Source organism: Klebsiella sp. 1SOBk5mer (assembly GCF_046603115.1).
In the GTDB taxonomy this organism is placed as follows: domain Bacteria; phylum Pseudomonadota; class Gammaproteobacteria; order Enterobacterales; family Enterobacteriaceae; genus Klebsiella; species Klebsiella quasipneumoniae.
On sequence record NZ_JBKIUU010000018.1, the window covers coordinates 1 to 22268 of the forward strand.

21 protein-coding genes, 2 tRNA genes, 1 rRNA gene and 1 pseudogene are annotated in these 22268 nt (G+C 56.9%); 16 read left to right on the top strand and 9 right to left on the bottom strand.

Features of this window, described 5'->3' with window-relative positions; translation table 11 throughout:
• From rrf to dkgB, 3 genes are all read left to right on the top strand, one after another.
• Positions 1-103 (top strand): 5S ribosomal RNA (gene rrf / locus ACLH1U_RS24110); the annotation flags it as partial.
• A gap of 57 nt (positions 104-160) precedes the next feature.
• Positions 161-237: transfer RNA gene (locus tag ACLH1U_RS24115), tRNA-Asp, on the top strand.
• A gap of 164 nt (positions 238-401) precedes the next feature.
• A complete protein-coding gene (dkgB, locus tag ACLH1U_RS24120; RefSeq protein WP_180264138.1) occupies positions 402-1205 on the top strand; it encodes a 2,5-didehydrogluconate reductase DkgB in 804 nt (267 codons plus the stop codon).
• A gap of 32 nt (positions 1206-1237) precedes the next feature.
• Here dkgB and yafC read toward each other — a convergent pair whose 3' ends face one another.
• Positions 1238-2143, bottom strand: coding sequence for a DNA-binding transcriptional regulator YafC (yafC, locus tag ACLH1U_RS24125; RefSeq protein WP_032453031.1), 906 nt, complete (start codon positions 2141-2143; stop codon positions 1238-1240).
• Positions 2144-2247: 104 nt separating this feature from the next.
• Here yafC and ACLH1U_RS24130 point away from each other — a divergent pair, with 104 nt between their 5' ends.
• The 3 genes from ACLH1U_RS24130 (at position 2248) to ACLH1U_RS24140 (ending at position 5198) form a co-directional block, all read left to right on the top strand.
• Positions 2248-3438: an MFS transporter gene (locus tag ACLH1U_RS24130; protein WP_411299488.1), complete on the top strand. Its 1191-nt coding sequence runs from the start codon at positions 2248-2250 to the stop codon at positions 3436-3438.
• Between the two features lie 102 nt (positions 3439-3540).
• Entirely contained in the window at positions 3541-4338 is a 798-nt protein-coding gene (locus tag ACLH1U_RS24135) for an endonuclease/exonuclease/phosphatase family protein (RefSeq protein WP_072096514.1), read from the top strand.
• A gap of 89 nt (positions 4339-4427) precedes the next feature.
• Positions 4428-5198: a class I SAM-dependent methyltransferase gene (locus tag ACLH1U_RS24140; RefSeq protein ID WP_372407979.1), complete on the top strand. Its 771-nt coding sequence runs from the start codon at positions 4428-4430 to the stop codon at positions 5196-5198.
• 59 nt (positions 5199-5257) lie between these two features.
• Here ACLH1U_RS24140 and mltD read toward each other — a convergent pair whose 3' ends face one another.
• Positions 5258-6625, bottom strand: a complete 1368-nt coding sequence (mltD, locus tag ACLH1U_RS24145) for a murein transglycosylase D (RefSeq protein ID WP_032453033.1) — start codon at positions 6623-6625, stop codon at positions 5258-5260.
• Positions 6626-6696: 71 nt separating this feature from the next.
• Positions 6697-7452: a hydroxyacylglutathione hydrolase gene (gloB, locus tag ACLH1U_RS24150; RefSeq protein WP_023288499.1), complete on the bottom strand. Its 756-nt coding sequence runs from the start codon at positions 7450-7452 to the stop codon at positions 6697-6699.
• Between the two features lie 32 nt (positions 7453-7484).
• Here gloB and ACLH1U_RS24155 point away from each other — a divergent pair, with 32 nt between their 5' ends.
• Positions 7485-8207 carry a class I SAM-dependent methyltransferase gene (locus tag ACLH1U_RS24155; protein ID WP_004204619.1) on the top strand — a complete coding sequence of 241 codons (723 nt, stop codon included), beginning with the start codon at positions 7485-7487 and terminating at the stop codon, positions 8205-8207.
• On the opposite strand, the gene rnhA is transcribed toward ACLH1U_RS24155, so the two are convergent.
• Positions 8204-8671, bottom strand: coding sequence for a ribonuclease HI (gene rnhA / locus ACLH1U_RS24160; protein WP_004204620.1), 468 nt, complete (start codon positions 8669-8671; stop codon positions 8204-8206). The two genes, ACLH1U_RS24155 and rnhA, sit on opposite strands and share 4 nt — an antisense overlap.
• A 64-nt stretch (positions 8672-8735) precedes the next feature.
• Between rnhA and dnaQ the strand changes: the two genes are divergently transcribed.
• Both dnaQ and ACLH1U_RS24170 read left to right on the top strand, forming a co-directional pair.
• Positions 8736-9467, top strand: coding sequence for a DNA polymerase III subunit epsilon (gene dnaQ / locus ACLH1U_RS24165; RefSeq protein ID WP_004204621.1), 732 nt, complete (start codon positions 8736-8738; stop codon positions 9465-9467).
• A 133-nt stretch (positions 9468-9600) separates the two neighbouring features.
• Positions 9601-9677 (top strand) — tRNA-Asp (locus tag ACLH1U_RS24170).
• A 59-nt stretch (positions 9678-9736) separates the two neighbouring features.
• Here the strand turns inward: ACLH1U_RS24170 and ACLH1U_RS24175 are convergent.
• The 4 genes and pseudogenes from ACLH1U_RS24175 to fadE all read right to left on the bottom strand — a co-directional run.
• Positions 9737-10070: pseudogene (locus ACLH1U_RS24175) on the bottom strand (substrate-binding domain-containing protein); the annotation flags it as partial.
• Between the two features lie 60 nt (positions 10071-10130).
• Positions 10131-11231: an AI-2E family transporter gene (locus ACLH1U_RS24180; RefSeq protein WP_072420891.1), complete on the bottom strand. Its 1101-nt coding sequence runs from the start codon at positions 11229-11231 to the stop codon at positions 10131-10133.
• Between the two features lie 249 nt (positions 11232-11480).
• Complete coding sequence (locus ACLH1U_RS24185; RefSeq protein ID WP_023288501.1) at positions 11481-12251, bottom strand: amidohydrolase; 771 nt, start codon at positions 12249-12251, stop codon at positions 11481-11483.
• Between the two features lie 178 nt (positions 12252-12429).
• Complete coding sequence (gene fadE, locus ACLH1U_RS24190) at positions 12430-14874, bottom strand: acyl-CoA dehydrogenase FadE (RefSeq protein ID WP_411299489.1); 2445 nt, start codon at positions 14872-14874, stop codon at positions 12430-12432.
• A gap of 239 nt (positions 14875-15113) precedes the next feature.
• On the opposite strand from fadE, the gene lpcA reads away from it, so the two are divergent.
• Positions 15114-15695: a D-sedoheptulose 7-phosphate isomerase gene (gene lpcA, locus ACLH1U_RS24195; protein WP_004145825.1), complete on the top strand. Its 582-nt coding sequence runs from the start codon at positions 15114-15116 to the stop codon at positions 15693-15695.
• A gap of 74 nt (positions 15696-15769) precedes the next feature.
• Positions 15770-16537 (top strand): class II glutamine amidotransferase, encoded by a 768-nt coding sequence (locus ACLH1U_RS24200; protein ID WP_004204630.1) that lies wholly within the window; start codon positions 15770-15772, stop codon positions 16535-16537.
• Here ACLH1U_RS24200 and dpaA read toward each other — a convergent pair.
• On the bottom strand, positions 16508-17248 hold the full coding sequence (gene dpaA, locus ACLH1U_RS24205; protein WP_085551924.1) for a peptidoglycan meso-diaminopimelic acid protein amidase: 741 nt from the start codon (positions 17246-17248) through the stop codon (positions 16508-16510). The genes ACLH1U_RS24200 and dpaA overlap by 30 nt on opposite strands.
• Positions 17249-17659: 411 nt before the next feature.
• Between dpaA and ACLH1U_RS24210 the strand changes: the two genes are divergently transcribed.
• From ACLH1U_RS24210 to nqrE, 5 genes are read left to right on the top strand one after another with little or no spacing between them, the layout of a single operon-like run.
• Positions 17660-19003 carry a Na(+)-translocating NADH-quinone reductase subunit A gene (locus tag ACLH1U_RS24210; protein ID WP_049013284.1) on the top strand — a complete coding sequence of 448 codons (1344 nt, stop codon included), beginning with the start codon at positions 17660-17662 and terminating at the stop codon, positions 19001-19003.
• A 3-nt stretch (positions 19004-19006) separates the two neighbouring features.
• Positions 19007-20245 carry an NADH:ubiquinone reductase (Na(+)-transporting) subunit B gene (locus tag ACLH1U_RS24215; protein ID WP_023288505.1) on the top strand — a complete coding sequence of 413 codons (1239 nt, stop codon included), beginning with the start codon at positions 19007-19009 and terminating at the stop codon, positions 20243-20245.
• Positions 20238-21032, top strand: coding sequence for a Na(+)-translocating NADH-quinone reductase subunit C (locus tag ACLH1U_RS24220; protein WP_032453038.1), 795 nt, complete (start codon positions 20238-20240; stop codon positions 21030-21032). The genes ACLH1U_RS24215 and ACLH1U_RS24220 overlap by 8 nt, the downstream gene beginning before the upstream one ends.
• The gene (locus tag ACLH1U_RS24225) at positions 21025-21663 is read left to right on the top strand and encodes an NADH:ubiquinone reductase (Na(+)-transporting) subunit D (protein WP_023288507.1); all 639 of its coding nucleotides are present in this window, start codon (positions 21025-21027) and stop codon (positions 21661-21663) included. Before ACLH1U_RS24220 ends, ACLH1U_RS24225 begins: the two co-directional genes overlap by 8 nt.
• 6 nt (positions 21664-21669) lie before the next feature.
• On the top strand, positions 21670-22266 hold the full coding sequence (gene nqrE / locus ACLH1U_RS24230) for an NADH:ubiquinone reductase (Na(+)-transporting) subunit E (protein WP_004177335.1): 597 nt from the start codon (positions 21670-21672) through the stop codon (positions 22264-22266).
• Positions 22267-22268 lie beyond the last annotated feature (2 nt).

The following is a 22268-nucleotide window of genomic DNA, read 5'->3' on the forward strand; positions in this document are numbered from 1 at the left end:
GCGCGGTGGTCCCACCTGACCCCATGCCGAACTCAGAAGTGAAACGCCGTAGCGCCGATGGTAGTGTGGGGTCTCCCCATGTGAGAGTAGGGAACTGCCAGGCATCAAATTGCAGTAAGCCGGGGTGACAACCGGTGGTAATAAAGCGAAAAAATTCGGTGGAGCGGTAGTTCAGTCGGTTAGAATACCTGCCTGTCACGCAGGGGGTCGCGGGTTCGAGTCCCGTCCGTTCCGCCACTTAATAAGAGCCCTGAGCATCTGCTCAGGGCTTTTTTGTTTGATCTGTTTCCGATTATTGCTAAATCAGCAAAAATCCTCTGCATTAATCGCTCTTTTTCCCCACCACACCATCAGCCATAATTTCATTCGTTAACCGAAATGAACAAATAACGAGGAAAAACATGGCAATCCCTGCATTTGGTCTTGGCACCTTCCGTCTGAAAGATGATGTTGTTATCGCATCCGTAAAAACCGCGCTGGAGCTGGGCTATCGTACTATCGACACCGCGCAAATCTACGACAACGAAGCCGCGGTGGGTCAGGCTCTCGTTGAGAGCGGCGTGCCGCGTGATGAGCTGTTCATCACAACCAAAATCTGGATCGAAAACCTGAGCAAAGACAAGCTGATCGCCAGCCTGCAAGAGAGCCTGCAGAAGCTACGCACTGACTATGTTGATCTGACGCTGATCCACTGGCCGTCACCGAATGATGCGGTAGCTGTTGAAGAGTTTATGGCTGCTCTGATGGAAGCGAAGGCGCTCGGCCTGACCCGTCAGATCGGTATCTCCAACTTCACTATTCCACTGATGGAGCGCGCGATTGCCGCCGTTGGCGCTGAAAACATTGCTACCAATCAGATTGAGCTTTCGCCGTATCTGCAAAACCGTAAAGTCGTCGATTGGGCGCATGAGCACGGTATCCATATCACCTCCTACATGACCCTGGCCTACGGTAAGGCGCTGAAAGATGAGGTGATTGCCCGTATCGCGGCGAAACATAATGCGACTCCGGCGCAGGTTATCCTGGCATGGGCGATGGGCGAGGGGTACGCGGTGATCCCGTCCTCGACGAAGCGTGAGAACCTGGCCAGCAACCTGAAAGCGCTGGATCTGAAGCTGGATGATGAAGATCGCCAGGCGATCGCCGCACTGGATTGCAACGATCGGCTGGTGAGCCCGGAAGGTCTGGCGCCGCAGTGGGATTAATCTCCTGCTTCCGGTATGCCCATCAGAGGGTACTACGACAGCTCCTTCGGGAGCTGTTTTACGTATTCGCTCAGAAAATCAATAAACGCCCTGATACGTGTGCTGACGGCTCTATCGCTGTAGTACACCGCGCTGAAGGGCATCTCCACCGGCAAACGTTTGTCGGCCAGTAGTTCAACAAACTCCCCACTGGCTATCTCTTTATCCACCATATAATCCGACAGGCAGGCAATACCGTTCCCGGTCAGACACAGTTGCTTGAGCGTTTCCCCACTGTTCGATGATACCGCCGCCTCAATCTCTAACAACTGACCATCGCAACAGGATACCGGCCAGGTGTTCAGAGAGACGGGTTCAGTAAAGCCCAGACATTGATGTTGTTTCAGATCTGACGGATGCTGCGGCACGCCGTAGCGCGAAACATACTCTGGCGAGGCGACGATCTTCCGATAGCTGGTGAACAGCGGTCGGGCGCGCAGGCTGGAATCGGTTAAGGTTCCGGCCCGAATAGCCACATCCACTTTTCGTTCAATCAGATTAATAAATGTTTCTGACGACACGAGCGACAGCGTCATTTCCGGGTAACGCTCGCGAAATGGCTTCACCAGCGGCATGAGAAAATGCAGCATCACCGGCGTCGCGGCATCCACCCGCAGCAGGCCTCGCGGCGTCGTGCGCGTTTCCAGCAGGTCGTTTTCTGCCGCCGCCATCTCCTGCAATACCACCTGCATCCGGCGAAAATAGCGCTCGCCTTCCTCTGTCAGACTGAGCTGACGGGTGGTCCGATTGAGCAGGCTAACACCAAGCTTTGACTCGAGCTTTTTGACTGCCCGGCTGACGGCAGAGTTGGCCTGACCCAGCTGTTCGGCCGCCCGGCTGAAACTCCCGCTTTCCACTACCGCCACAAAGATGGCGATCTCCTCGGATGTGGCTCTCATTATTGCACCTGTAGCAAAATTCTATTGATACTTTGATAGTTTTTGTTATTTATACAACCCTTCATACTACGTGTCATCTTAATCCTGATGCTACGGAGTAAATTATGCCACTGGCGCTATTTGCCTTAACCATCGGTGCCTTCGCAATTGGCACCACTGAATTCGTGATTGTCGGCCTGGTCCCGACGATTGCCCAACAACTCTCTATTTCGCTGCCGTCGGCAGGCCTGCTGGTTTCTATCTACGCGCTGGGCGTGGCGATCGGCGCCCCGGTGCTGACGGCGTTAACGGGGCGTATGCCGCGTAAACAGCTGCTGCTGGCGTTGATGGTCCTGTTTACGGCGGGTAATGTGCTGGCCTGGCAGGCCCCGGGCTATGAAACGCTGATCCTGGCGCGCCTGCTGACCGGTCTGGCACACGGCGTGTTCTTCTCTATTGGCTCGACAATCGCCACCAGCCTGGTGGCAAAAGAGAAAGCAGCCTCGGCTATCGCCATTATGTTCGGCGGCCTGACGGTCGCGCTGGTAACCGGGGTGCCATTCGGGACTTTCATCGGTCAGCATTTTGGCTGGCGGGAAACGTTCCTCGCGGTATCGATTCTGGGGGTGATTGCGCTTATCAGCAGTCTGATTCTGGTGCCGAATAATATCCCGGGCCGCGCCAGCGCCAGCCTGAGCGATCAGCTGAAAGTCTTAACCCATCCGCGCCTGCTGATGATCTATGCCATTACCGCGCTGGGCTATGGCGGCGTGTTTACCGCCTTTACCTTCCTTGCGCCGATGATGCAGGAGCTGGCCGGCTTCAGCCCGTCAGCCGTGAGCTGGATCCTGCTGGGCTATGGCGTCTCGGTGGCTATTGGCAACGTATGGGGCGGCAAACTGGCCGATAGGCATGGCGCTGTCTCCGCGCTGAAGTTTATCTTCGCCGCGCTGGTTGTGCTGCTGCTGGTGTTCCAGCTGACCGCCAGCATTCACTATGCCGCGCTGGCAACGGTGCTGGTGATGGGCGTTTTCGCCTTCGGCAACGTGCCGGGCCTGCAGGTGTACGTGGTGCAAAAAGCAGAGCAGTACACCCCCGGGGCTGTCGACATCGCATCCGGCCTGAATATTGCCGCCTTCAACGTCGGCATCGCGCTGGGGTCGATCGTCGGCGGACAGACGGTCGAGCGGTACGGTCTGGCGCAGACGCCGTGGATTGGCGCGGTGATTGTGCTGGTCGCTTTGCTGTTGGTGGTCCTGAGCGGACGTTTAGATAAATTGCCACGCCGTTCGGCAGCGCTTTCTCCCGAAGGCTAAGGGTTTCTCGCAATTTGCATTGAAAGTGTATGGGAAAATCCCTATAACAGAATAACCAGTCGTCGTCGGGCTGGTTTCTGTTATCGAGGATTAATGCCCAAATTGCGAAAGAACACCTACGCCATGCGCTATGTCGCCGGACAACCTGCGGAGAGAATATTGCCTCCGGGGGCGTTTGCGGGCGTGAGTCCGGTTTATCCCGCCGGCACACCGTTGAGCAGCGATGAGAAAATCCGCGTGCTGGTGTGGAATATCTTCAAACAGCAGCGCGCAGAGTGGCAGTCGGTCCTTAAGAATTTTGGCAAAGACGCGCACTTAGTCCTGTTGCAGGAGGCGCAGACGACGCCGGAGCTGGTCAGGTTCGCGACCACCAACTATCTGGCCGCCGATCAGGTGCCTGCGCTGGTGCTGCCGCAGCATCCTTCCGGCGTGATGACGCTGGCTTCCGCCCATCCTATCTATTGCTGCCCATTGCGCGAACGTGAACCTATTTTGCGTCTGCCTAAATCAGCATTAGTGACTGTCTATCCGCTGCCCGATGCGCGGCTGTTAATGGTGGTCAATATCCATGCCGTTAACTTCAGCCTTGGCGTCGACGTCTACAGCAAACAGCTGCTGCCGATTGGCGATCAGATCGCCCATCACAGCGGGCCGGTGATCATGGCCGGCGACTTCAATGCCTGGAGCCGCCCGCGGATGAACGCCCTGTACCGCTTTGCACGCGAGATGTCGCTGCGTGAAGTTCGTTTCCCGGACGATCAGCGCCGCCGCGCGTTTGGTCGCCCGCTCGATTTTGTGTTCTACCGTGGGTTAAGCGTGCACGATGCTTCCGTGCTGGTAACCCGCGCCTCCGACCACAACCCGCTACTAGTCGAATTCAGTCCCGGCAAGCCTGATTAATTTAAGGTTGGTCAGGCCTGCCATGGGGCAGGCCTGCGCATGCATGGTGCTGCCTTTTATTACTCAAAAAACCGTAAGGACAAGACAACATGACAACACGCTCTCACCATGACAACGTCGAAAAGCAGTTCGGCTCCCAGGCCAGCGCCTATCTGACCAGCGCCGTGCACGCCTCTGGTCGCGATCTGCAGCGGCTGGCGGAACGACTGGCTGATTTTCCTCAGGCGAAAGTGCTGGATATGGGCTGCGGGGCAGGGCACGCCAGCTTTACCGCGGCGGGACAGGTTGCCGAGGTGACCGCCTATGATTTATCGAGCCAGATGCTGGAGGTCGTTGCCGCTGCGGCAAAGGAGAAAGGTTTTAGCAATATCGTGACCCAGCAGGGGTATGCCGAAACGCTGCCGTTCGCTGATGCCAGCTTTGATATCGTTATCAGCCGCTATTCTGCTCATCACTGGCATGACGTTGGCCAGGCGCTGCGCGAGGTGAAACGTGTCCTCAAGCCGGGTGGGGTGATGATCGTGATGGACGTGATGTCGCCGGGCCATGTGGTGCGTGATGTCTGGCTGCAGACGGTAGAAGCTCTGCGCGATACCTCGCACGTGCGTAATTATTCCAGCGGCGAGTGGCTGACGCTGGCGACGGAGGCGGGGCTGGTGATTAATCAACTGTTGACCGATCGCCTGTCGCTGGAGTTCAGTTCGTGGGTGGCGCGGATGCGTACCCCTGAGCCGCTGGTGGAGGCGATTCGTTTATACCAGCAGAGCGCTTCGGCGGAGGTGAAAGCCTACTTTGAGTTACAGCAGGATGGTTCCTTTACCAGCGATACCATCATGTTTGAAGCGCATAAAGCGGTTTAATACGGACAACAAAAAAGGCACCGGGGGAAGTCGGTGCCTTTTTATCGAACCCTGACGTATCAGGACTCTGGTCGATCGCTGTTTTTCACAAACAGCGTTAGCTGATCGCCAGGCCGCAGATTGTCGGTATCGCTGTTCCAGCGCATGACGTCGCGAATATTAACGCCATGACGTTTGGCGATGCTCGACAGCGAATCACCTTTGCGAACGCGATAGGTGATGCTATCGCTGTTATTCGCCAGACGCTGCGCGCTGCTGCCGGCGCCGATAACCAGGTTCTGTCCAACCTTCAATCCAGAGCCGCGCAGGTTATTCCACTGCTGCAGATCGCGGGTCGTGACGCCGAGACGGGAAGCAATCCCGGAAATGGTATCGCCCGAACGCACCTTATAGCTTCGGCTGGTCAGCGGCGTATTATCCGCGAGCTGCGTCGGCTGTACGGCGGCAATGTCGCCAGAGGCCAGCGATTCACGCAGCTGGGCTGCGTGTTTCTGCGGCACCATGACGTACTTTGGCCCGCTAGCGCCCAGCGTTGACCCCTTTACGCCGGCGTTGAAGGTCTTCAGCTTGCTGACCGGCATACCGGCCATATCCGCGAGCTGAGAAATATCAACCGGACTGTCGAGGCGAACGCGCGCCAGCGCACGGCTTTCATCAGCCGTAGGCAACTTTACGCCGTAACGTTTGCTGTTTTTGAGGATGTCGCTCAATGCCAGCATTTTCGGTACGTAGACTTTCGTTTCATGCGGCAGAGACAGCGACCAGAAATCGGTGGGTTTGCCACGCGAACGGTTCGCTTTCACTGCCTTCATGACCCGACCTTCGCCGCTGTTATATGCCGCAACCGTTAACAACCAGTCGCCGTCGAACATTTTGTTCAGACGTTGCATCATGTCCAGCGCCGCGGTAGTCGATGCGACAACGTCACGACGCGCATCGTAACTGCGGGTCTGTTTTAAACCATAATTGCGCCCTGTGCTCGGAATGATCTGCCAGATGCCTGCGGCATTGGCGCCAGACGTCGCGTGTGGGTCAAAAGCGCTCTCCACTATGGGTAGTAATACCAGTTCCATTGGCATGTTACGTTTCTTAACCTGCCCGGCTATCCAGTACATATACGGCTCTGCCCGTAAAGTTACATCGTGGAGATAGCTCTTATTTCTTAAGTACTTCTGTTTTTGCTCGCGAATCCGGGGGTTATCCGGTATTCCCATCTTTAGCTCGTCGCCTATGGAAGTCCACAGATCCTGGTCTTGCGCGTAGAAGGTTCCATCATCTAACCAGCGCGCTTGACTTGTGAACTTGCCTGCTTCCCCTTGACCAGCCGCAGAAAGGCTCTGTGCTCGCTGTTCGACGGTGCCATCGTGCTTAGACGCCTGGCACCCCACCAGCAGGACAGAGGCGAATAATATCGCTCGTGCCTTCATGTGTGTGTCAATAGTTGCTTAAAAGACGACCAAGGATAACGGCGAAGTTAGCCGATGACAAGAATTAAATATCAGAATTCGTCTTTCTTTGACCTTAACCACGCAAATCGCGCCACAGAGTGTTGCAATTTTGTTTCTTTGTTAATTTTGTCAATTAAATCAATATCATTTACCCGTAAAAATAAATTTATACGCCGCTCGTTTTTCAGAATTACGGGTAGTGTCTTTTGTTTTTTTGCACGTAACTCATTAACTTTATGATAGTAATCGTTTATGTCCCTATCATCAGGCAGGATACTCAACGCAAACTTCATATTCGCTAACGTATATTCATGTGCGCAACATATAAGGGTTTCTTCAGGAAGGGCGTTAATCTTCATAAATGATTGATACATCTGCTCTGCAGTGCCTTCGAACAGCCTTCCGCAGCCGCCGGAGAACATCGTGTCGCCGCAAAACAGATAAGGTTCGCTGTAGTAACAGATATGTCCTAATGTGTGACCTGGCGTGGAGAAAATGGAAAAATCGACCCCGAGAATTGACAGCCGATCGCCATCGTTTACTACCTGAGTAATCCCCTTATCCTGGGTTTCTGCCGGCCCGTAAACCACCAGAGAGGGGAATTTTTCACGTAATTGTTTTACGCCGCCGACGTGATCCTGATGGTGATGGGTCAATAAAATGGCCTCGGGCTGCCACTGGTTTTCCTCGATTGCCGCCAGAACCGGCGCGGCCTCGCCCGGGTCAACGATGATGCAGCGGCCGTGATTCTCAGTGAGAACCCAGATGTAGTTGTCCTGAAACGCGGGAATACTGATAAGATTCATAAATTACCTCTAAAGCGTAGCGGAAGGTGGCAATGAAGCCGGCAAGGATACCTCATACAGTGACAGCGCCTGAGCATTGGTCCAGTATGCCGTGGGGCGAATACTATCGCGAAACGCTGGAGCAGCAGATGAAGCCGTGGCTGGCTAAATTATATGGCTTTCATCTGCTTAAGATTGGCAATCTGAGCGCGGAAATCAATACCGAAGCTTGCGCCATCTCGCACCAGGTGAATGTCTCGCTGGCGGGAAACCCAATGCAGGTCCGGGCCGACCCGCTGCATTTGCCCTTTGCCGAAAAGTCCGTCGACGCCTGCCTGCTGGCGCATACCCTGCCGTGGTGCAGCGATCCGCATCGCCTGCTACGGGAGGCCGATCGCGTCCTGATCGATGATGGCTGGATGATCCTGACCGGGTTTAATCCTGTCAGCCTGATGGGGTTGCGTAAGCTGGTGCCGGTGCTGCGCAAAGGCACGCCGTACAACAGCCGTATGTTTACGTTGATGCGCCAGCTGGACTGGCTGTCGCTGCTCAACTTTGAAGTGCTGCATTATGGGCGTTATCAGGTTTTACCCTGGTCGCGGCATGGCGGCAAACTGCTGAGCACCCATCTGCCAGCGCTGGGCTGTTTGCAATTAATTGTCGCCCGCAAACGGACTATTCCGCTCACCCTTAATCCGATGAAGTCAGGGAAAGCGAAAACCCAGCTACGGCCGGCAGTCGGCGCCACCCGGCAGTGGCGCAAGGGGCAGAATTAGCTCTCCGGCTGGTAGCCGATGTCGTCCTGAGTGGGATGGGAGGCCGCCGCGCGGGCCAGCTCGTCGCAGCGTTCGTTTTCTGGATGGCCGGCGTGGCCCTTCACCCACTCCCATTTGATCTTATGCTGGCCAAGCGCGGCGTCCAGCCTCTGCCAGAGGTCGACATTCTTTACCGGTTTTTTCTCTGCCGTTTTCCAGCCGCGCTTTTTCCAGTTGTGGATCCACTGGGTGATCCCCTGGCGGACATACTGGCTGTCGGTGCTGAGCACCACCTCGCAATGCTCTTTTAACGCTTCGAGGGCGACGATCGCCGCCATCAGTTCCATGCGGTTATTGGTGGTCAGACGGTAGCCGGCGCTAAAGGTTTTTTCGTGCTGGCGGTAGCGCATAATGGCGCCGTAACCGCCGGGTCCTGGATTTCCCAGGCAAGAGCCGTCGGTGAAAATTTCTACCTGTTTGAGCATCTCTGGTAGACTTCCTGTAATTGAAATCGATTTGTAAACGATAAGTCTGACATAAATGACCGCGATGAGCACTGCAATTACGCGCCAGATTGTTCTCGATACCGAAACCACCGGTATGAACCAGATCGGGGCGCACTACGAAGGACATAAGATCATTGAGATCGGCGCCGTGGAGGTGATTAACCGCCGCCTGACCGGTAACAATTTCCACGTCTATCTCAAGCCCGATCGGCTGGTGGATCCGGAGGCGTTCGGCGTGCACGGGATCGCCGACGAATTCCTGCTGGATAAACCCACCTTTGCCGACGTGGCCGATGAATTTATGGATTACATCCGCGGCGCGGAGCTGGTGATCCATAACGCCTCGTTCGATATCGGTTTTATGGATTATGAGTTCGGTAAGCTGAACCGCGGGATCGGGAAAACCGAGACCTTCTGTAAAATCACCGACAGTCTGGCGCTGGCGCGGAAAATGTTTCCCGGCAAGCGCAACAGTCTGGATGCGCTATGTTCGCGCTACGAAATAGACAACAGCAAGCGTACGCTGCACGGGGCACTGCTCGATGCCCAGATCCTTGCCGATGTCTATCTGATGATGACCGGCGGCCAGACGTCGATGGCATTCTCTATGGAAGGCGAAAGCCAGCAGCAGGCAGGCGAGATGGGGATTCAGCGCGTCGTTCGCGCCGCCAGCCAGTTACGGGTGGTTTATGCCTCTGATGAAGAGCTGGTGAACCATGAATCCCGCCTCGATCTGGTGCAAAAGAAAGGCGGAAGCTGCCTGTGGCGTGCCTGATAACCACTAAAATGGATTAAAAGTAGGCGGTTGGGCGATTTTTGCAGCAAACGATTCAAAACGGTAGAAAAAGCGTTGACGGGGTAGAGGGGAATCCGTAATATTCGCCTCGTTCCCAACGGAACAACAACGCGGAGCGGTAGTTCAGTCGGTTAGAATACCTGCCTGTCACGCAGGGGGTCGCGGGTTCGAGTCCCGTCCGTTCCGCCACTATTCAGAAAGCCTGAATCAGCAATGATTCAGGCTTTCGTCGTTTTCGTCGCCGAATTTCAGCGCGCCTCTTGTTCCTCCTGCATACACTGCATGAATACCCGCATTGCCGGACTGATTGCCTTCCCGGCGTGGTGGGCGCAGAGCGCATGGATCGTCAGCGGCGTCTCGCTGAACGGTAGCTCGACCATTGAGCTCCTCCTCTATCGCAAAGCGCGGCAGAAAGCTCACCCCCAGATTGCCCGCCACGCACTGCTTGATACTCTCAATACTCCACAGTTCGATAGTGTTCTCCATGGTAATGCCGTGCTGGCGCAGGATGCTTTCAAAAATCTGCCGGAACACGCCCTGGGGCTCGTTGATGATAAAGCTCAGCGGGATAGGCTGCCGCGGGGCTGGCGTGCGGCGGCATGACTATGCAATAAGTTAAGGGAGCGTAACGCTCCCCTGCGGTTATTTATCCTGCGGCAGGGCGGGTTGCCCTTCATTTACCCAGGTCATAAAGATCCGGTAACCGATGGCCAGCAGGGTGGCGCCGAGGAACATACCGAGAATGCCGTTAGAGGCCATTCCGCCGAGGGCGCCCAGCAGCACCACCGGCATTGGCGCATCGACTCCGCGCCCCAGCAGCAGTGGTTTGAGGACGTTATCGGCCATACCGGCGACGATCAGCAGGACAGTGTAGAAGATATCCATTCCGGTACTGTGGGTGCCGAGACTCCACATCAGCGCGATGGCCGGGGCCGTCACCAGGATCACCGGCACCTGTGCAATGCCGAGGATCAGGGCAAGTATAAAGAAGATCCCGACGGCGGGGATGCTGGCCATCAGCATGATCACGCCGACCAGCAGCGCCTGGATCAGTGCCACCCCGATGACGCCCTGGGCGACCGCGCGGATGGTGCTGGTGCACAGGCGGGTTAGGGTCACGCCTTTATTCTCATCGGTAATACGGATGGCAATACGCTGCGCGCTGATGGCGCCCGCCGCGCCCCAGGCCATCATAATGCCCGAGACGATAAACGAAATAATAAAGCCAATCAGCCCGCCGCCCATGCTGGCTAATATGCTGAGCAACTGTTTGGCAATATCGCCAATTTGCGAACGGTAATTGCTGAGCAATCCTGGCAGATCCACGGACGCCCGCATCCACAGAGCGCTAAGCCGTTCGCCAACGATCGGTAAAGAGGCAATTCGCGAAGAGGGTGGGGGAATGGTAAAGCTCTGGCTGCCCATCCGGTCGATCATCGCGCTGGCGCTTTCCGCCAGCGAGGTGATCATCAGCACTGTGGGGATAATAATCAGTAAAATACCTAACAGCACCAGCACCACCGACGCCAGCCCCTGTTTACCGGCGAAAAGCCCGGCAAAATATTGATGTAAAGGATAGAGCGCCACGGCCAGAATCAACGCCCAGAGCATCATATTGACGAAGGGAGAAAAGACGGTAAAACAGAATGAGGCCAGCGCCAGAATAAGACTGAACCGAATAAACATATCGAGAAAGCGGGTGACCAGCCGTTTTTCTATTAACTGAAGATTATTATTATCCATTTACCATTACGCTCATAAAATATGTATACGCCAACGCTCAGCCGGGTTCAACAAAACAAGCTGGCAACAGAAAAACTCATGCGTTTACAACGCAGAAGTGAATTGAAAATGATCTCCGCCCGTTTAGTTGTGGGCCGTTTAATGAGTGTAGAACAGAAATGAAGGGCGCCTTGTAAATATTCTGCTGGGCGCGGCAAGAGGAAATTCCGCTTTCTTTTCCCGCAGAAGGGGGAAGAAAGCGGAGGGGGATTAATCCAGAGTAAAAGGATCGGCATCGCGCCATGCGGGGAATTTTTCACGATATTCCTGGAGGGCGCTCAGCGACAGTTCGGCGTCAAGACGAGTGGCCTGATGCGGATCGGCGGTGGCGACAATCTCCCCCTGGGGACTGATAATCCGGCTATCACCGCGGTAATGATGACCGTTGCCGTCGGTGCCGACCCGGTTACAGCCGGCGACGTAGGCCTGGTTCTCAATCGCGCGGGCGACCAGCAGCGACTGCCAGTGCAGCGAGCGCGGCGCCGGCCAGTTCGCCACATACAGCGCCAAATCATAGTCGTTAAGGTTACGCGACCATACCGGAAAGCGCAGGTCATAACAGACCAGCGGCAGGATCCGCCATCCTCGCCATTCAAAGACCACGCGCTTGTCTCCGGCCTCATAGTGATGGTGTTCATCCGCCATACGAAACAGGTGACGTTTATCATAATGATGGACCGTGCCGTCAGGCTCGACCAGCAGGAAGCGGTTAACGGCCCCGCGCTCAGTTTGCAGCGCCGCGCTGCCGGCGATCAGCGCCTGGGTTTGCGCCGCCCTGGCATGCATCCACGCTACCACCTCGGCCTCGGGTAAAGATTGTTTTGCCGCTTCCATCGCAAAGCCGGTGGTAAACATCTCAGGTAAAACAATGATATCGCGCCCGACAATCCCTTCCAGTTGGCGATCAAAATGGCGCAGGTTAGCAGGGCCGTCCATCCAGACCAGCGGTTGTTGCAACAGCGTAATTTTCAGGCCAGGCACAATGGTCAACTCCATTCTCATGAGGGGGTTAGGTTAACTGTAACACCTTATCAGCCTCGCGGCGGTCCGCGGAATATTTTGTTAAAAAAATGCTACTAACAGGAACGGCGGGGGAAGGAGAGACGAAAAAAAGGCGGGGAAAATTCCCCGCCCGGCGTGTGATGTGGTTGTTGTTTTATTATGCGGCTTCAACGTTGCGAACTTTTTCCGGCAGCTTTACCGGCTGGGTTGCCAGCTCCTCTGGCGCAAAGTCGTCAACGTTAATACTGCGCAAGCGACTGTGCTCTGCTCGGGTCAAAATGGCGGCTTCATCCTGACTGATTAAGCCTTTCGCCAGGGCATGGGCGGCCAGTTCGTCGAGACGGGTGAACGGCAGATTTTTACCCAACTCTTTGCAGATACGCTGGTGGATAGGATCGGCCGCCATCACTTCCAGCAGCGCCTCTTCCAGCAGGCCGACCGGGTTATGCTCGCTCGGCGTCAGGTACTGACCGCGACCGATGCGGGAGCGGGTGGCGCTGGGCACCTGCAGAATTTTAGCGACTTTATGGTCCAGCTTATCCGACGGCGCATGGTGATGACGACCGGTCGGGAAGATGACCAGGCGCATTGCGCCAGCCACCAGACGATTGGGGAAGTTTTTCAGCAGATCGTCGATGGCCTGCTCGGCCTGATGCAGAGCATCCTGCACCCCCCAGTGAACCAGCGGCAGATCGGCTTCATTGCGTCCTTCATCGTCATAGCGTTTCAGCACCGCCGAGGCCAGGTACAGCTGGCTTAACACATCCCCCAGACGCGCGGAGATACGTTCGCGACGCTTGAGACTGCCCCCCAGCACCGCCATCGAGACGTCTGACAGCAGCGCCAGGTTAGCGCTCAGACGGTTCATTTGCTGATAGTAGCGGCGGGTGACGTCGCGGGTCGGCGCGCTGCTGGTGCGTCCGCCGGTCAGGCCCAACCAGAAACTCCGTACTTTGTTACTGCCGACATGGCCGATATGTTTGAACAGCAGCTTGTCATAGGCGTTCAGGTCGTTGTTCTGTGCGGCAGCCATCTCCTCCAGCACGTACGGATGGCAGCGAATCGCACCCTGACCGAAGATCATCATGCTACGGGTCAGAATATTCGCACCTTCCACGGTGATGGCGATAGGCGCGCCCTGATATGCCCGGGCGAGGAAGTTGCTTTCGCCCAGCATAATGCCTTTCCCACCGGTAATATCCATTGCGTCGATAATGGAGCGCTGGCCGCGGTGGGTGCAGTGATATTTCACGATCGCGGAGAGCACCGCCGGTTTCTCGCCGAGCATAATGCCGTAGGTGATCAGCGACGCCGCAGCATCCATCACATAAGCATTACCGGCAATGCGCGCCAGCGCCTCTTCAATGCCTTCCATTTTACCGATCGAGATTTTGAACTGGCGGCGAATATGGGCGTAAGCCCCGGTCGCCATAGCCACCGATTTCAGGCCGCCGGTGGAGTTGGACGGCAGCGTAATACCGCGGCCCACCGACAGACATTCAACCAGCATGCGCCAGCCCTGACCGGCCATCCCCGGCCCACCGATGATGTAATCGATCGGCACGAAGATATCTTTGCCGCGGGTTGGGCCGTTCTGGAACGGGACGTTAAGCGGGAAGTGGCGACGGCCAATTTCCACGCCCGGAGTGGAGGTCGGGATCAGCGCGCAGGTGATGCCCAGCTCTTCTTCCCCGCCCAGCAGACGATCCGGGTCAGAAAGTTTAAAGGCCAATCCCAGCACGGTGGCGATAGGCGCCAGCGTAATGTAGCGTTTGTTCCATGTCAGGCGCATACCCAGCACCTGCTGGCCCTGCCAGTCGCCCATGCAGACCACGCCGGTATCCGGGATGGCGCCGGCGTCGGAGCCCGCTTCCGGGCTGGTGAGTGCGAAGCAGGGGATCTCCAGCCCGCGCGCCAGACGCGGCAGGTAATGGTTTTTCTGCTCTTCAGTACCGTAATGCTGCAGCAGCTCGCCCGGGCCCAGTGAGTTCGGGACGCCGACGGTGATCGCCAGAATGCCGGAGACGCCAGAGAGCTTCTGCAGCACCCGCGACTGGGCATAAGCGGAGAATTCAAGCCCGCCATACTCTTTCTTGATGATCATCGCGAAGAAGCGGTGTTCTTTCAGATACGCCCACAGCTCCGGCGGCAGATCGGCCATTTCGTGGGTGATGGCGAAGTCGTTAGCCATCCGGCAGGCTTCTTCCACCGGGCCGTCGAGGAAGGCTTGCTCTTCGGCGGTCAGACGCGGCTGCGGATAGTTATGCAGCTTATGCCAGTCAGGATTACCGCGAAACAGATCCCCCTCCCACCAGGTGGTCCCGGCGTCGATGGCCTCTTTTTCGGTACGCGACATCGGCGGCATGACCTTGCGGAAGGCGCGAAACGCCGGTGCGGAAATCATGGATTTACGCATAGGCGCAAAGTTAAACGGCAACAGAATGATCGCCAGCGGCAGCAGCAGCCAGATATTCCACAGACCGGCCGCGCCGAGCGCTGCGGTCCAGGCGAGCAAGATCACGCTGCTGAGCAGCAGGCTGACCCGGTGATAGAAGAGCGCACCGAGTAAAACAACGGTTGCAACAATACTCAAAATCATCATAGAGAAATGCTCCCTGTGCTTGTAGGAGGTCTGACCACTTGTGATGTATTGGTTGTAGTGCATGCCTTTTTATTTAGCAATGTGTTTACAAAATAATTACAACCTTGCTCACATTGTTGTATGCAAAAGCGGCACATAAAATCAAAAGGGCGGGGGATAACGCAGCCTGCTGCTTCTCGCTTCGGCGGCTATCCGGTACACTGCCAGGGTTATTCCACTCATACTGAAGGATTATCCTCATGTACCAGGATCTTATTCGTAACGAACTGAACGAAGCCGCGGAAACGCTGGCTAACTTTCTGCAGGACGAAGCCAATATCCATGCTATCCAGCGTGCCGCTGTCCTGCTGGCGGATAGCTTTAAGGCGGGTGGTAAAGTGCTGTCCTGCGGCAACGGCGGTTCCCATTGCGATGCGATGCATTTTGCGGAAGAACTGACCGGACGTTATCGCGAAAACCGCCCGGGATATCCGGCCATTGCGATCTCCGACGTCAGCCATCTCTCCTGCGTGAGCAATGATTTTGGCTATGAGTATGTCTTCTCCCGCTACGTTGAATCCGTCGGCCGCGCGGGCGATGTGCTGCTCGGCATCTCCACCTCCGGCAACTCCGGCAACGTAATCAAGGCCATTGAGGCCGCGCGGGCGCAGGGGATGAAAGTGATCACCCTGACCGGTAAGGACGGCGGTAAAATGGCCGGTAGCGCCGATGTGGAAATTCGCGTGCCGCACTTTGGCTACGCCGACCGCATTCAGGAGATCCACATCAAAGTGATCCATATCCTGATTATGCTGATCGAAAAAGAGATGGCGAAAGGCTAACAGGCAGGTGAGTGTGTACTGTTGACGGCGGCCTCGCTTCGGCGCCGTCGTGATTTGTGATGGTGAGGTGATCTATGTGCGAACTGCTCGGGATGAGCGCCAATGTGCCAACAGATATCTGTTTTAGCTTTACCGGGCTGGTACAGCGCGGAGGCGGGACGGGGCCGCATAAAGACGGCTGGGGCATCACCTTCTATGAAGGCAAAGGCTGTCGCACATTCAAAGATCCGCAGCCGAGCTTTCAGTCGCCGATCGCGAAACTGGTCCAGGATTACCCCATTAAGTCCTGTTCCGTCGTCGCGCATATCCGCCAGGCGAATCGCGGGATGGTGGCCCTGGAGAATACGCATCCGTTCACCCGCGAACTGTGGGGGCGTAACTGGACCTACGCGCACAACGGGCAGCTCAAAGGCTATAAGTCGCTGAAAACCGGCAATTTCCACCCGGTCGGTGAAACCGACAGTGAAAAGGCCTTCTGCTGGCTGCTGCACCGCTTAACCGAGCGCTACCCGCGTACGCCGGGCAATATGCTGGGAGTATTTAAGTATATCGCCACCCTGGCGGGGGAACTGCGTGAGAAAGGGGTGTTCAACATGCTGCTGTCGGACGGACGCTATGTGATGGCGTTCTGCTCGACCAACCTGCACTGGATCACCCGGCGGGCGCCGTTCGGCGTGGCAAAACTGCTGGACCAGGATGTGGAGATCGACTTTCAACGCGAGACCACACCCAACGATGTGGTCACGGTTATCGCCACGCAGCCGCTGACGGCCAATGAGACCTGGCATAAGATCATGCCAGGCGAGTGGGCGTTATTTTGTCTCGGGGAGCGTATAGTTTGAGGCCAGCTGCGGCTGGACAACCTCGTGGCTGAGCGGCTTGCTCACCACATAGCGGCCGTCGGTCACTGATACGACCGGCGGTTTGTGGGTTTGCTGGAAATAATCATAGCCAGGCTTCAGCTGTTTCCAGAAATCCGCATAGTAGGAGTATTTGTGGCGTTCCATATTGACGTTGGTCATGCGGAACGGATAGATACTCACCTGCACGCTTGGCTGACCGAAGACTAAGGCGCCGGTCACGAACTGGAAGATCTCATCGATCCCGCTGTCGGTCATAGCGTAGCAGCCGACAGAGACGCAGTCGCCGTGGATCATCAGGTATTTCCCTTCATAACCATGGGCGCGATCGTAGGCGTTCGGGAAGCCGATATTGATCGCTTTATAGAAGCGGCTGTCGGGTTTGAGCTGGCTGCGGGTGACGTTATAGAACCCTTCCGGGCTCTTGAAATCGCCCTGGCGCTGTTTCGGGCCCAGGCCTCCGGAGTAGTTGCAGATCCGATAGCTGTCGAGGAGCTGGTAGGTCTCACCCATTTTGACGTAAAGGTCGAGCATGCGCTCTTCTTTAAAGATCTCAATGTAAACCGGTGAACCCATTAATTGCTGCTTATATTCTTTGCTAACCGGCGTCGTCGGGCTGTTGCTGCTGAGCAGCCCGGCAAATGACATGCACGGCAGCAGAAGCATCGCAATAAATAATGCGATTTTGCGCATACTGCTTGTTCCTTGATAAAACAAAATAGCCACATTGCCAGGACGGCAAGAGAGACCCGAAATCAGAGTTTTCTGGATTTAGAGCGCTCACATTAGCATCACGGCATTTTTTCGCAAGGGCGACGTGGCGGCGTTTACAATTCCGCCTCACTTTATACCCTGCCAGCGACGAAAACACAGTGAGAACTTTGCGCAATAGCTCGCATTTTAGAAGCACTTATTGCCTCTCGCGCTACAGCCGACGCTCACGAAATGTTACACTTGCGCCGGTTCATCACCAGAGTAAGAAAGGATGCTTCTCTTCCGTCCTGAGCGCATCTGGCGCCGTTTTGCCCTTTCTTCTCTGCCATTCTGTCAATAAGCTGGCCCCGGCCTGCGTCGGGGTTGAGGTTACGGATACCTGCTAACGATATGATTAAAATCACAAAAGGGCTGGATTTGCCCATAGCTGGCATGCCATTACAGCAGATTTCTCCCGCGCCAGCGGTGAAGCGCGTCGCGCTACTCGGCGAAGAGTACGTCGGCATGCGTCCCGCCATGGCGGTCAAAGAAGGCGATCGGGTCAAAAAAGGTCAGATCCTGTTCGAAGATAAAAAGAACCCCGGCGTCTGCTTTACCGCCCCGGCGAGCGGGGTCGTCAGCGCGATCCACCGCGGTGAACGGCGCGTGTTGCAGTCGGTGGTGATTGATATCGAGGGCAATGACGCGGTGGCGTTTACGCGTTACGCCGCGGACGCGCTGGCTGAACTGCCGCGCGACACCGTGCAGCAGCAGCTGCTGGCGTCGGGCCAGTGGACCGCGCTGCGCACACGGCCATTCAGTAAAACGCCGCTCCCGGGCAGCGTGCCGGCCGCCATCTTTGTCAACGCCATGGATACCAATCCGCTGGCGGCGGAGCCGCAGCCGATTATTCTGGCCGAACGGGCCGCTTTCGACGCTGGCCTTACCGTGCTTACGCGTCTGACCGACGGGAAAGTCCACGTCTGCCAGCCCAGCGGCGGCAAGCTCGGCGGTCATCCTGTCGGCCAGGTCAGTTTTAACCAGTTCAGCGGGCCGCACCCGGCGGGGCTGCCGGGAACGCATATTCATTTCCTCGAGCCGGTGAGCCTGAATAAGCAGGTCTGGCACCTCAATTATCAGGACGCGATCGCCATTGGTAAGCTTTTCCTCGACGGGGAGCTCTACTGCGAACGGGTGATCGCGCTCGGCGGCCCGCAGGTGATATCGCCGCGACTGGTCAAGACGACGCTGGGCGCCAGCCTGGACGATCTGCTGGCAGGGGAGTTGCAGGAGGGGGAAAACCGGGTCATTTCCGGCTCGGTGCTCAGCGGCACCCGCGCCCATGGCCCTCACGCCTTCCTCGGGCGCTTCCATCTGCAGGTGAGCGTGGTTAAAGAAGGGCGGGAAAAAGAGCTCTTCGGCTGGGTGATGCCGGGCAAAGAGAAATTCTCGATTACCCGCACCACGCTGGGCCATTTCTTCAGGCGCAAGCGCTTTCATTTCTCTACCGATACCCACGGCGGCGAGCGGGCGATGGTGCCGATCGGCAACTACGAGCGGGTGATGCCGCTGGATATCCTGCCGACCGTACTGCTGCGCGATCTGCTGGCCGGGGATACCGACAGCGCTCAGGCGCTGGGCTGTCTGGAGCTGGATGAAGAAGATCTGGCGCTGTGCACCTACGTCTGCCCCGGTAAGTATGAATATGGCCCTGCGCTGCGCAGCGTATTAACCCGGATTGAGCAGGAAGGATAAGAGATGGGCTTAAAGCATCTGATTGAAAAAATTGAGCCGCATTTCACGCACGGCGGCAAGCTGGAAAAATATTACCCGCTGTATGAAGCGGCGGCGACCATCTTCTACACACCAGGCCAGGTCACCCGCGGCGCGGCGCATGTGCGCGACGCCATCGACCTCAAGCGGTTGATGATCCTCGTGTGGTTTGCCGTCTTTCCGGCGATGTTCTGGGGGATGTATAACGTCGGGCTGCAGACCATACCGGCGCTGCATAAGCTTTACGGCGCCGAACAACTGCAGCAGGCGATCGCCAACAACTGGCACTATAGCGTCGCCCAGTGGTTAGGGGTGAGCTTCAGCGCCGACGCCGGCTGGCTGAGCATGATGACCCTGGGGGCGGTCTTTTTCCTGCCGATCTATATCACCGTCTTTATCGTCGGCGGCTTCTGGGAAGTGCTGTTCGCTATCGTGCGCAAGCATGAAATCAACGAAGGCTTCTTTGTCACCTCGATTCTGTTCGCGCTGATCGTCCCGCCCACGCTGCCGCTGTGGCAGGCGGCGCTGGGGATCTCCTTCGGGGTGGTGATCGCTAAAGAGATTTTCGGCGGTACCGGGCGCAACTTCCTCAACCCGGCGCTGGCAGGGCGCGCGTTCCTGTTCTTCGCCTATCCGGCGCAAATCTCCGGCGACCTGGTGTGGACGGCGGCGGACGGTTTTTCCGGCGCTACGCCGCTCTCCCAGTGGGCCAGCGGCGGCGGTGAAGCGCTGGTTAACGTCGCTACCGGCATCCCGGTGAGCTGGATGGACGCCTTCCTCGGCAATATTCCGGGCTCGATTGGCGAAGTCTCCACGCTAATGATCCTGATCGGCGGCGCGATCATCCTCTTTGGCCGCGTCGCGTCCTGGCGCATCGTCGCCGGGGTGATGATCGGCATGGTCGCCACCGCTACCCTGTTTAACGTTATCGGCTCCGACACCAACCCGATGTTCGCTATGCCATGGTACTGGCATCTGGTACTCGGCGGCTTCGCCTTCGGCATGATGTTTATGGCGACGGACCCGGTATCCGCCTCGTTTACCGATAAAGGAAAATGGAGTTACGGCGTGCTGATCGGCGTGATGTGCGTGCTGATCCGCGTGGTGAACCCGGCTTATCCGGAAGGGATGATGCTGGCGATCCTCTTCGCCAACCTCTTCGCACCGCTGTTCGATTACCTGGTGGTGCAGGCCAATATTAAGCGGAGGAAGTCGCGTGGCTGAGAAGAAAAGTAACGATAGCATCGGCAAAACGCTGCTGGTGGTGCTGGTGCTTTGTCTGGTCTGCTCCATCGTGGTAGCGGGCTCGGCCGTGGGGCTGAAATCCCGCCAGCAGGCGCAGCGGGCGCTGGATAAGCAGCGTAATATCCTGGCGGTGTCCGGCCTGATGCAGCCCGGCATGGATGCTGATGCGGTCGCCGACACCTTCGCGGCGCGCATTTCGCCGCGACTGGTGAATCTGGCGACCGGCGAGCTGCTGGAGAAAGACCCGGCAAAATTCAATCAGGCCCAGGCGCTGAAGGATCCGCAGCAGAGTATGGCGCTGGATGCCAGCCAGGATCCGGCGGGGATTAAACGCCGCAGCAATCTGGCGGAAATCTACCTGGTGCGCGACGCGCAGCAGAAGATTGAGCAGGTGGTGTTGCCCATTTATGGCAATGGCCTGTGGTCGATGATGTACGCCTTCGTGGCGCTGGACGTCGATGGCCGCACGGTGAAAGGCATTACCTACTATGACCAGGGGGAGACCCCGGGGCTGGGCGGCGAAGTGGAGAACCCGAACTGGCGCCAGCAGTTTGTCGGCAAGCAGGTGCTGGATGACAACGGCATGCCGGCGCTGAGAGTGGTCAAAGGCGGCGCGCGCGCTGGTGACCTGCATGCGGTTGATGGCTTATCGGGCGCCACGCTGACGTCAAATGGCGTACAGCACAGCTTTGATTTCTGGATGGGTGAACTGGGCTTTGGTCCGTTCCTGAAAAAGGTGCGTGAAGGAGGGCTGAACAATGGCTGAACAGAGCGAGATGAAAGAGGTGAAGCGCGTGCTGGTGGGGCCGCTCATCGCCAATAACCCCATCGCCCTGCAGGTGCTGGGCGTCTGCTCCGCGTTGGCGGTCACCACTAAGCTGGAAACCGCCTTCGTGATGACCATTGCGGTGACCCTGGTGACGGCGTTCTCCAGCATGTTTATCTCGATGATCCGCCACCACATTCCCAACAGCGTGCGCATCATCGTGCAGATGGCGATCATCGCCTCGCTGGTTATCGTGGTGGATCAGCTACTGCGGGCTTTCGCCTATGAGACTTCCAAGCAGCTGTCGGTATTCGTCGGGCTTATCATCACCAACTGCATCGTGATGGGGCGCGCTGAAGCTTACGCCATGAAGTCGCCGCCGCTGGCCAGCTTTATGGACGGTATCGGCAACGGTCTCGGCTACGGCGCGATACTGATTATCGTCGGCTTCCTGCGCGAGCTTATCGGCAGCGGCAAGCTGTTCGGTATCACGGTGCTGGAGACGGTGCAGAACGGCGGCTGGTATCAGCCGAACGGCCTGTTCCTGCTGGCGCCGAGCGCGTTCTTCATTATCGGTTTACTGATTTGGGCCCTGCGTAGCTGGAAGCCTGAACAGCAGGAAAAGGAGTAATCGATGATGGCTCATTACATTAGCCTGTTTGTCCGCGCGGTGTTTGTTGAGAACATGGCGCTGGCCTTTTTCCTCGGGATGTGTACCTTCCTCGCGGTGTCGAAAAAGGTCTCCACCGCCTTCGGCCTCGGCGTTGCGGTGACGGTGGTGCTGGGTCTTGCCGTACCGATCAACAACCTGGTGTATAACCTGGTACTGCGCGACGGCGCGCTGGTGGAGGGGGTAGACCTCAGCTTCCTGAACTTCATCACCTTTATCGGGGTGATCGCCGCGCTGGTGCAGATCCTCGAGATGATCCTCGATAAGTACTTCCCGGCGCTATACAACGCGCTGGGGATCTTCCTGCCGCTGATTGCGGTTAACTGCGCGATTTTCGGCGGTGTGTCGTTCATGGTGCAGCGTGATTACAACTTCCCGGAATCCATCGTTTACGGCTTCGGCTCCGGCATCGGCTGGATGCTGGCGATCGTGGCGATGGCGGGGATCCGCGAAAAGATGAAGTACGCCAACGTGCCTGCCGGTTTGCGCGGGTTAGGGATCACCTTTATCACTACCGGGTTGATGGCGCTGGGCTTTATGTCCTTCTCCGGCGTGCAGCTATAAGG

What these genes read in the sequence shown, in the direction of transcription:
- ACLH1U_RS24210 (WP_049013284.1), top strand. Translation starts at nt 17,660, where the DNA reads ATGATTAAAATCACAAAAGGGCTGGATTTGCCCATAGCTGGCATGCCA.
- dpaA (WP_085551924.1), bottom strand. Translation starts at nt 17,248, where the DNA reads ATGCGCAAAATCGCATTATTTATTGCGATGCTTCTGCTGCCGTGCATG.
- fadE (WP_411299489.1), bottom strand. Translation starts at nt 14,874, where the DNA reads ATGATGATTTTGAGTATTGTTGCAACCGTTGTTTTACTCGGTGCGCTC.
- ACLH1U_RS24180 (WP_072420891.1), bottom strand. Translation starts at nt 11,231, where the DNA reads ATGGATAATAATAATCTTCAGTTAATAGAAAAACGGCTGGTCACCCGC.
- ACLH1U_RS24200 (WP_004204630.1), top strand. Translation starts at nt 15,770, where the DNA reads ATGTGCGAACTGCTCGGGATGAGCGCCAATGTGCCAACAGATATCTGT.
- ACLH1U_RS24140 (WP_372407979.1), top strand. Translation starts at nt 4,428, where the DNA reads ATGACAACACGCTCTCACCATGACAACGTCGAAAAGCAGTTCGGCTCC.
- ACLH1U_RS24130 (WP_411299488.1), top strand. Translation starts at nt 2,248, where the DNA reads ATGCCACTGGCGCTATTTGCCTTAACCATCGGTGCCTTCGCAATTGGC.
- rnhA (WP_004204620.1), bottom strand. Translation starts at nt 8,671, where the DNA reads ATGCTCAAACAGGTAGAAATTTTCACCGACGGCTCTTGCCTGGGAAAT.
- ACLH1U_RS24155 (WP_004204619.1), top strand. Translation starts at nt 7,485, where the DNA reads ATGAAGCCGGCAAGGATACCTCATACAGTGACAGCGCCTGAGCATTGG.
- nqrE (WP_004177335.1), top strand. Translation starts at nt 21,670, where the DNA reads ATGGCTCATTACATTAGCCTGTTTGTCCGCGCGGTGTTTGTTGAGAAC.
- lpcA (WP_004145825.1), top strand. Translation starts at nt 15,114, where the DNA reads ATGTACCAGGATCTTATTCGTAACGAACTGAACGAAGCCGCGGAAACG.
- yafC (WP_032453031.1), bottom strand. Translation starts at nt 2,143, where the DNA reads ATGAGAGCCACATCCGAGGAGATCGCCATCTTTGTGGCGGTAGTGGAA.
- ACLH1U_RS24215 (WP_023288505.1), top strand. Translation starts at nt 19,007, where the DNA reads ATGGGCTTAAAGCATCTGATTGAAAAAATTGAGCCGCATTTCACGCAC.
- mltD (WP_032453033.1), bottom strand. Translation starts at nt 6,625, where the DNA reads ATGAAGGCACGAGCGATATTATTCGCCTCTGTCCTGCTGGTGGGGTGC.
- dkgB (WP_180264138.1), top strand. Translation starts at nt 402, where the DNA reads ATGGCAATCCCTGCATTTGGTCTTGGCACCTTCCGTCTGAAAGATGAT.
- gloB (WP_023288499.1), bottom strand. Translation starts at nt 7,452, where the DNA reads ATGAATCTTATCAGTATTCCCGCGTTTCAGGACAACTACATCTGGGTT.
- ACLH1U_RS24225 (WP_023288507.1), top strand. Translation starts at nt 21,025, where the DNA reads ATGGCTGAACAGAGCGAGATGAAAGAGGTGAAGCGCGTGCTGGTGGGG.
- dnaQ (WP_004204621.1), top strand. Translation starts at nt 8,736, where the DNA reads ATGAGCACTGCAATTACGCGCCAGATTGTTCTCGATACCGAAACCACC.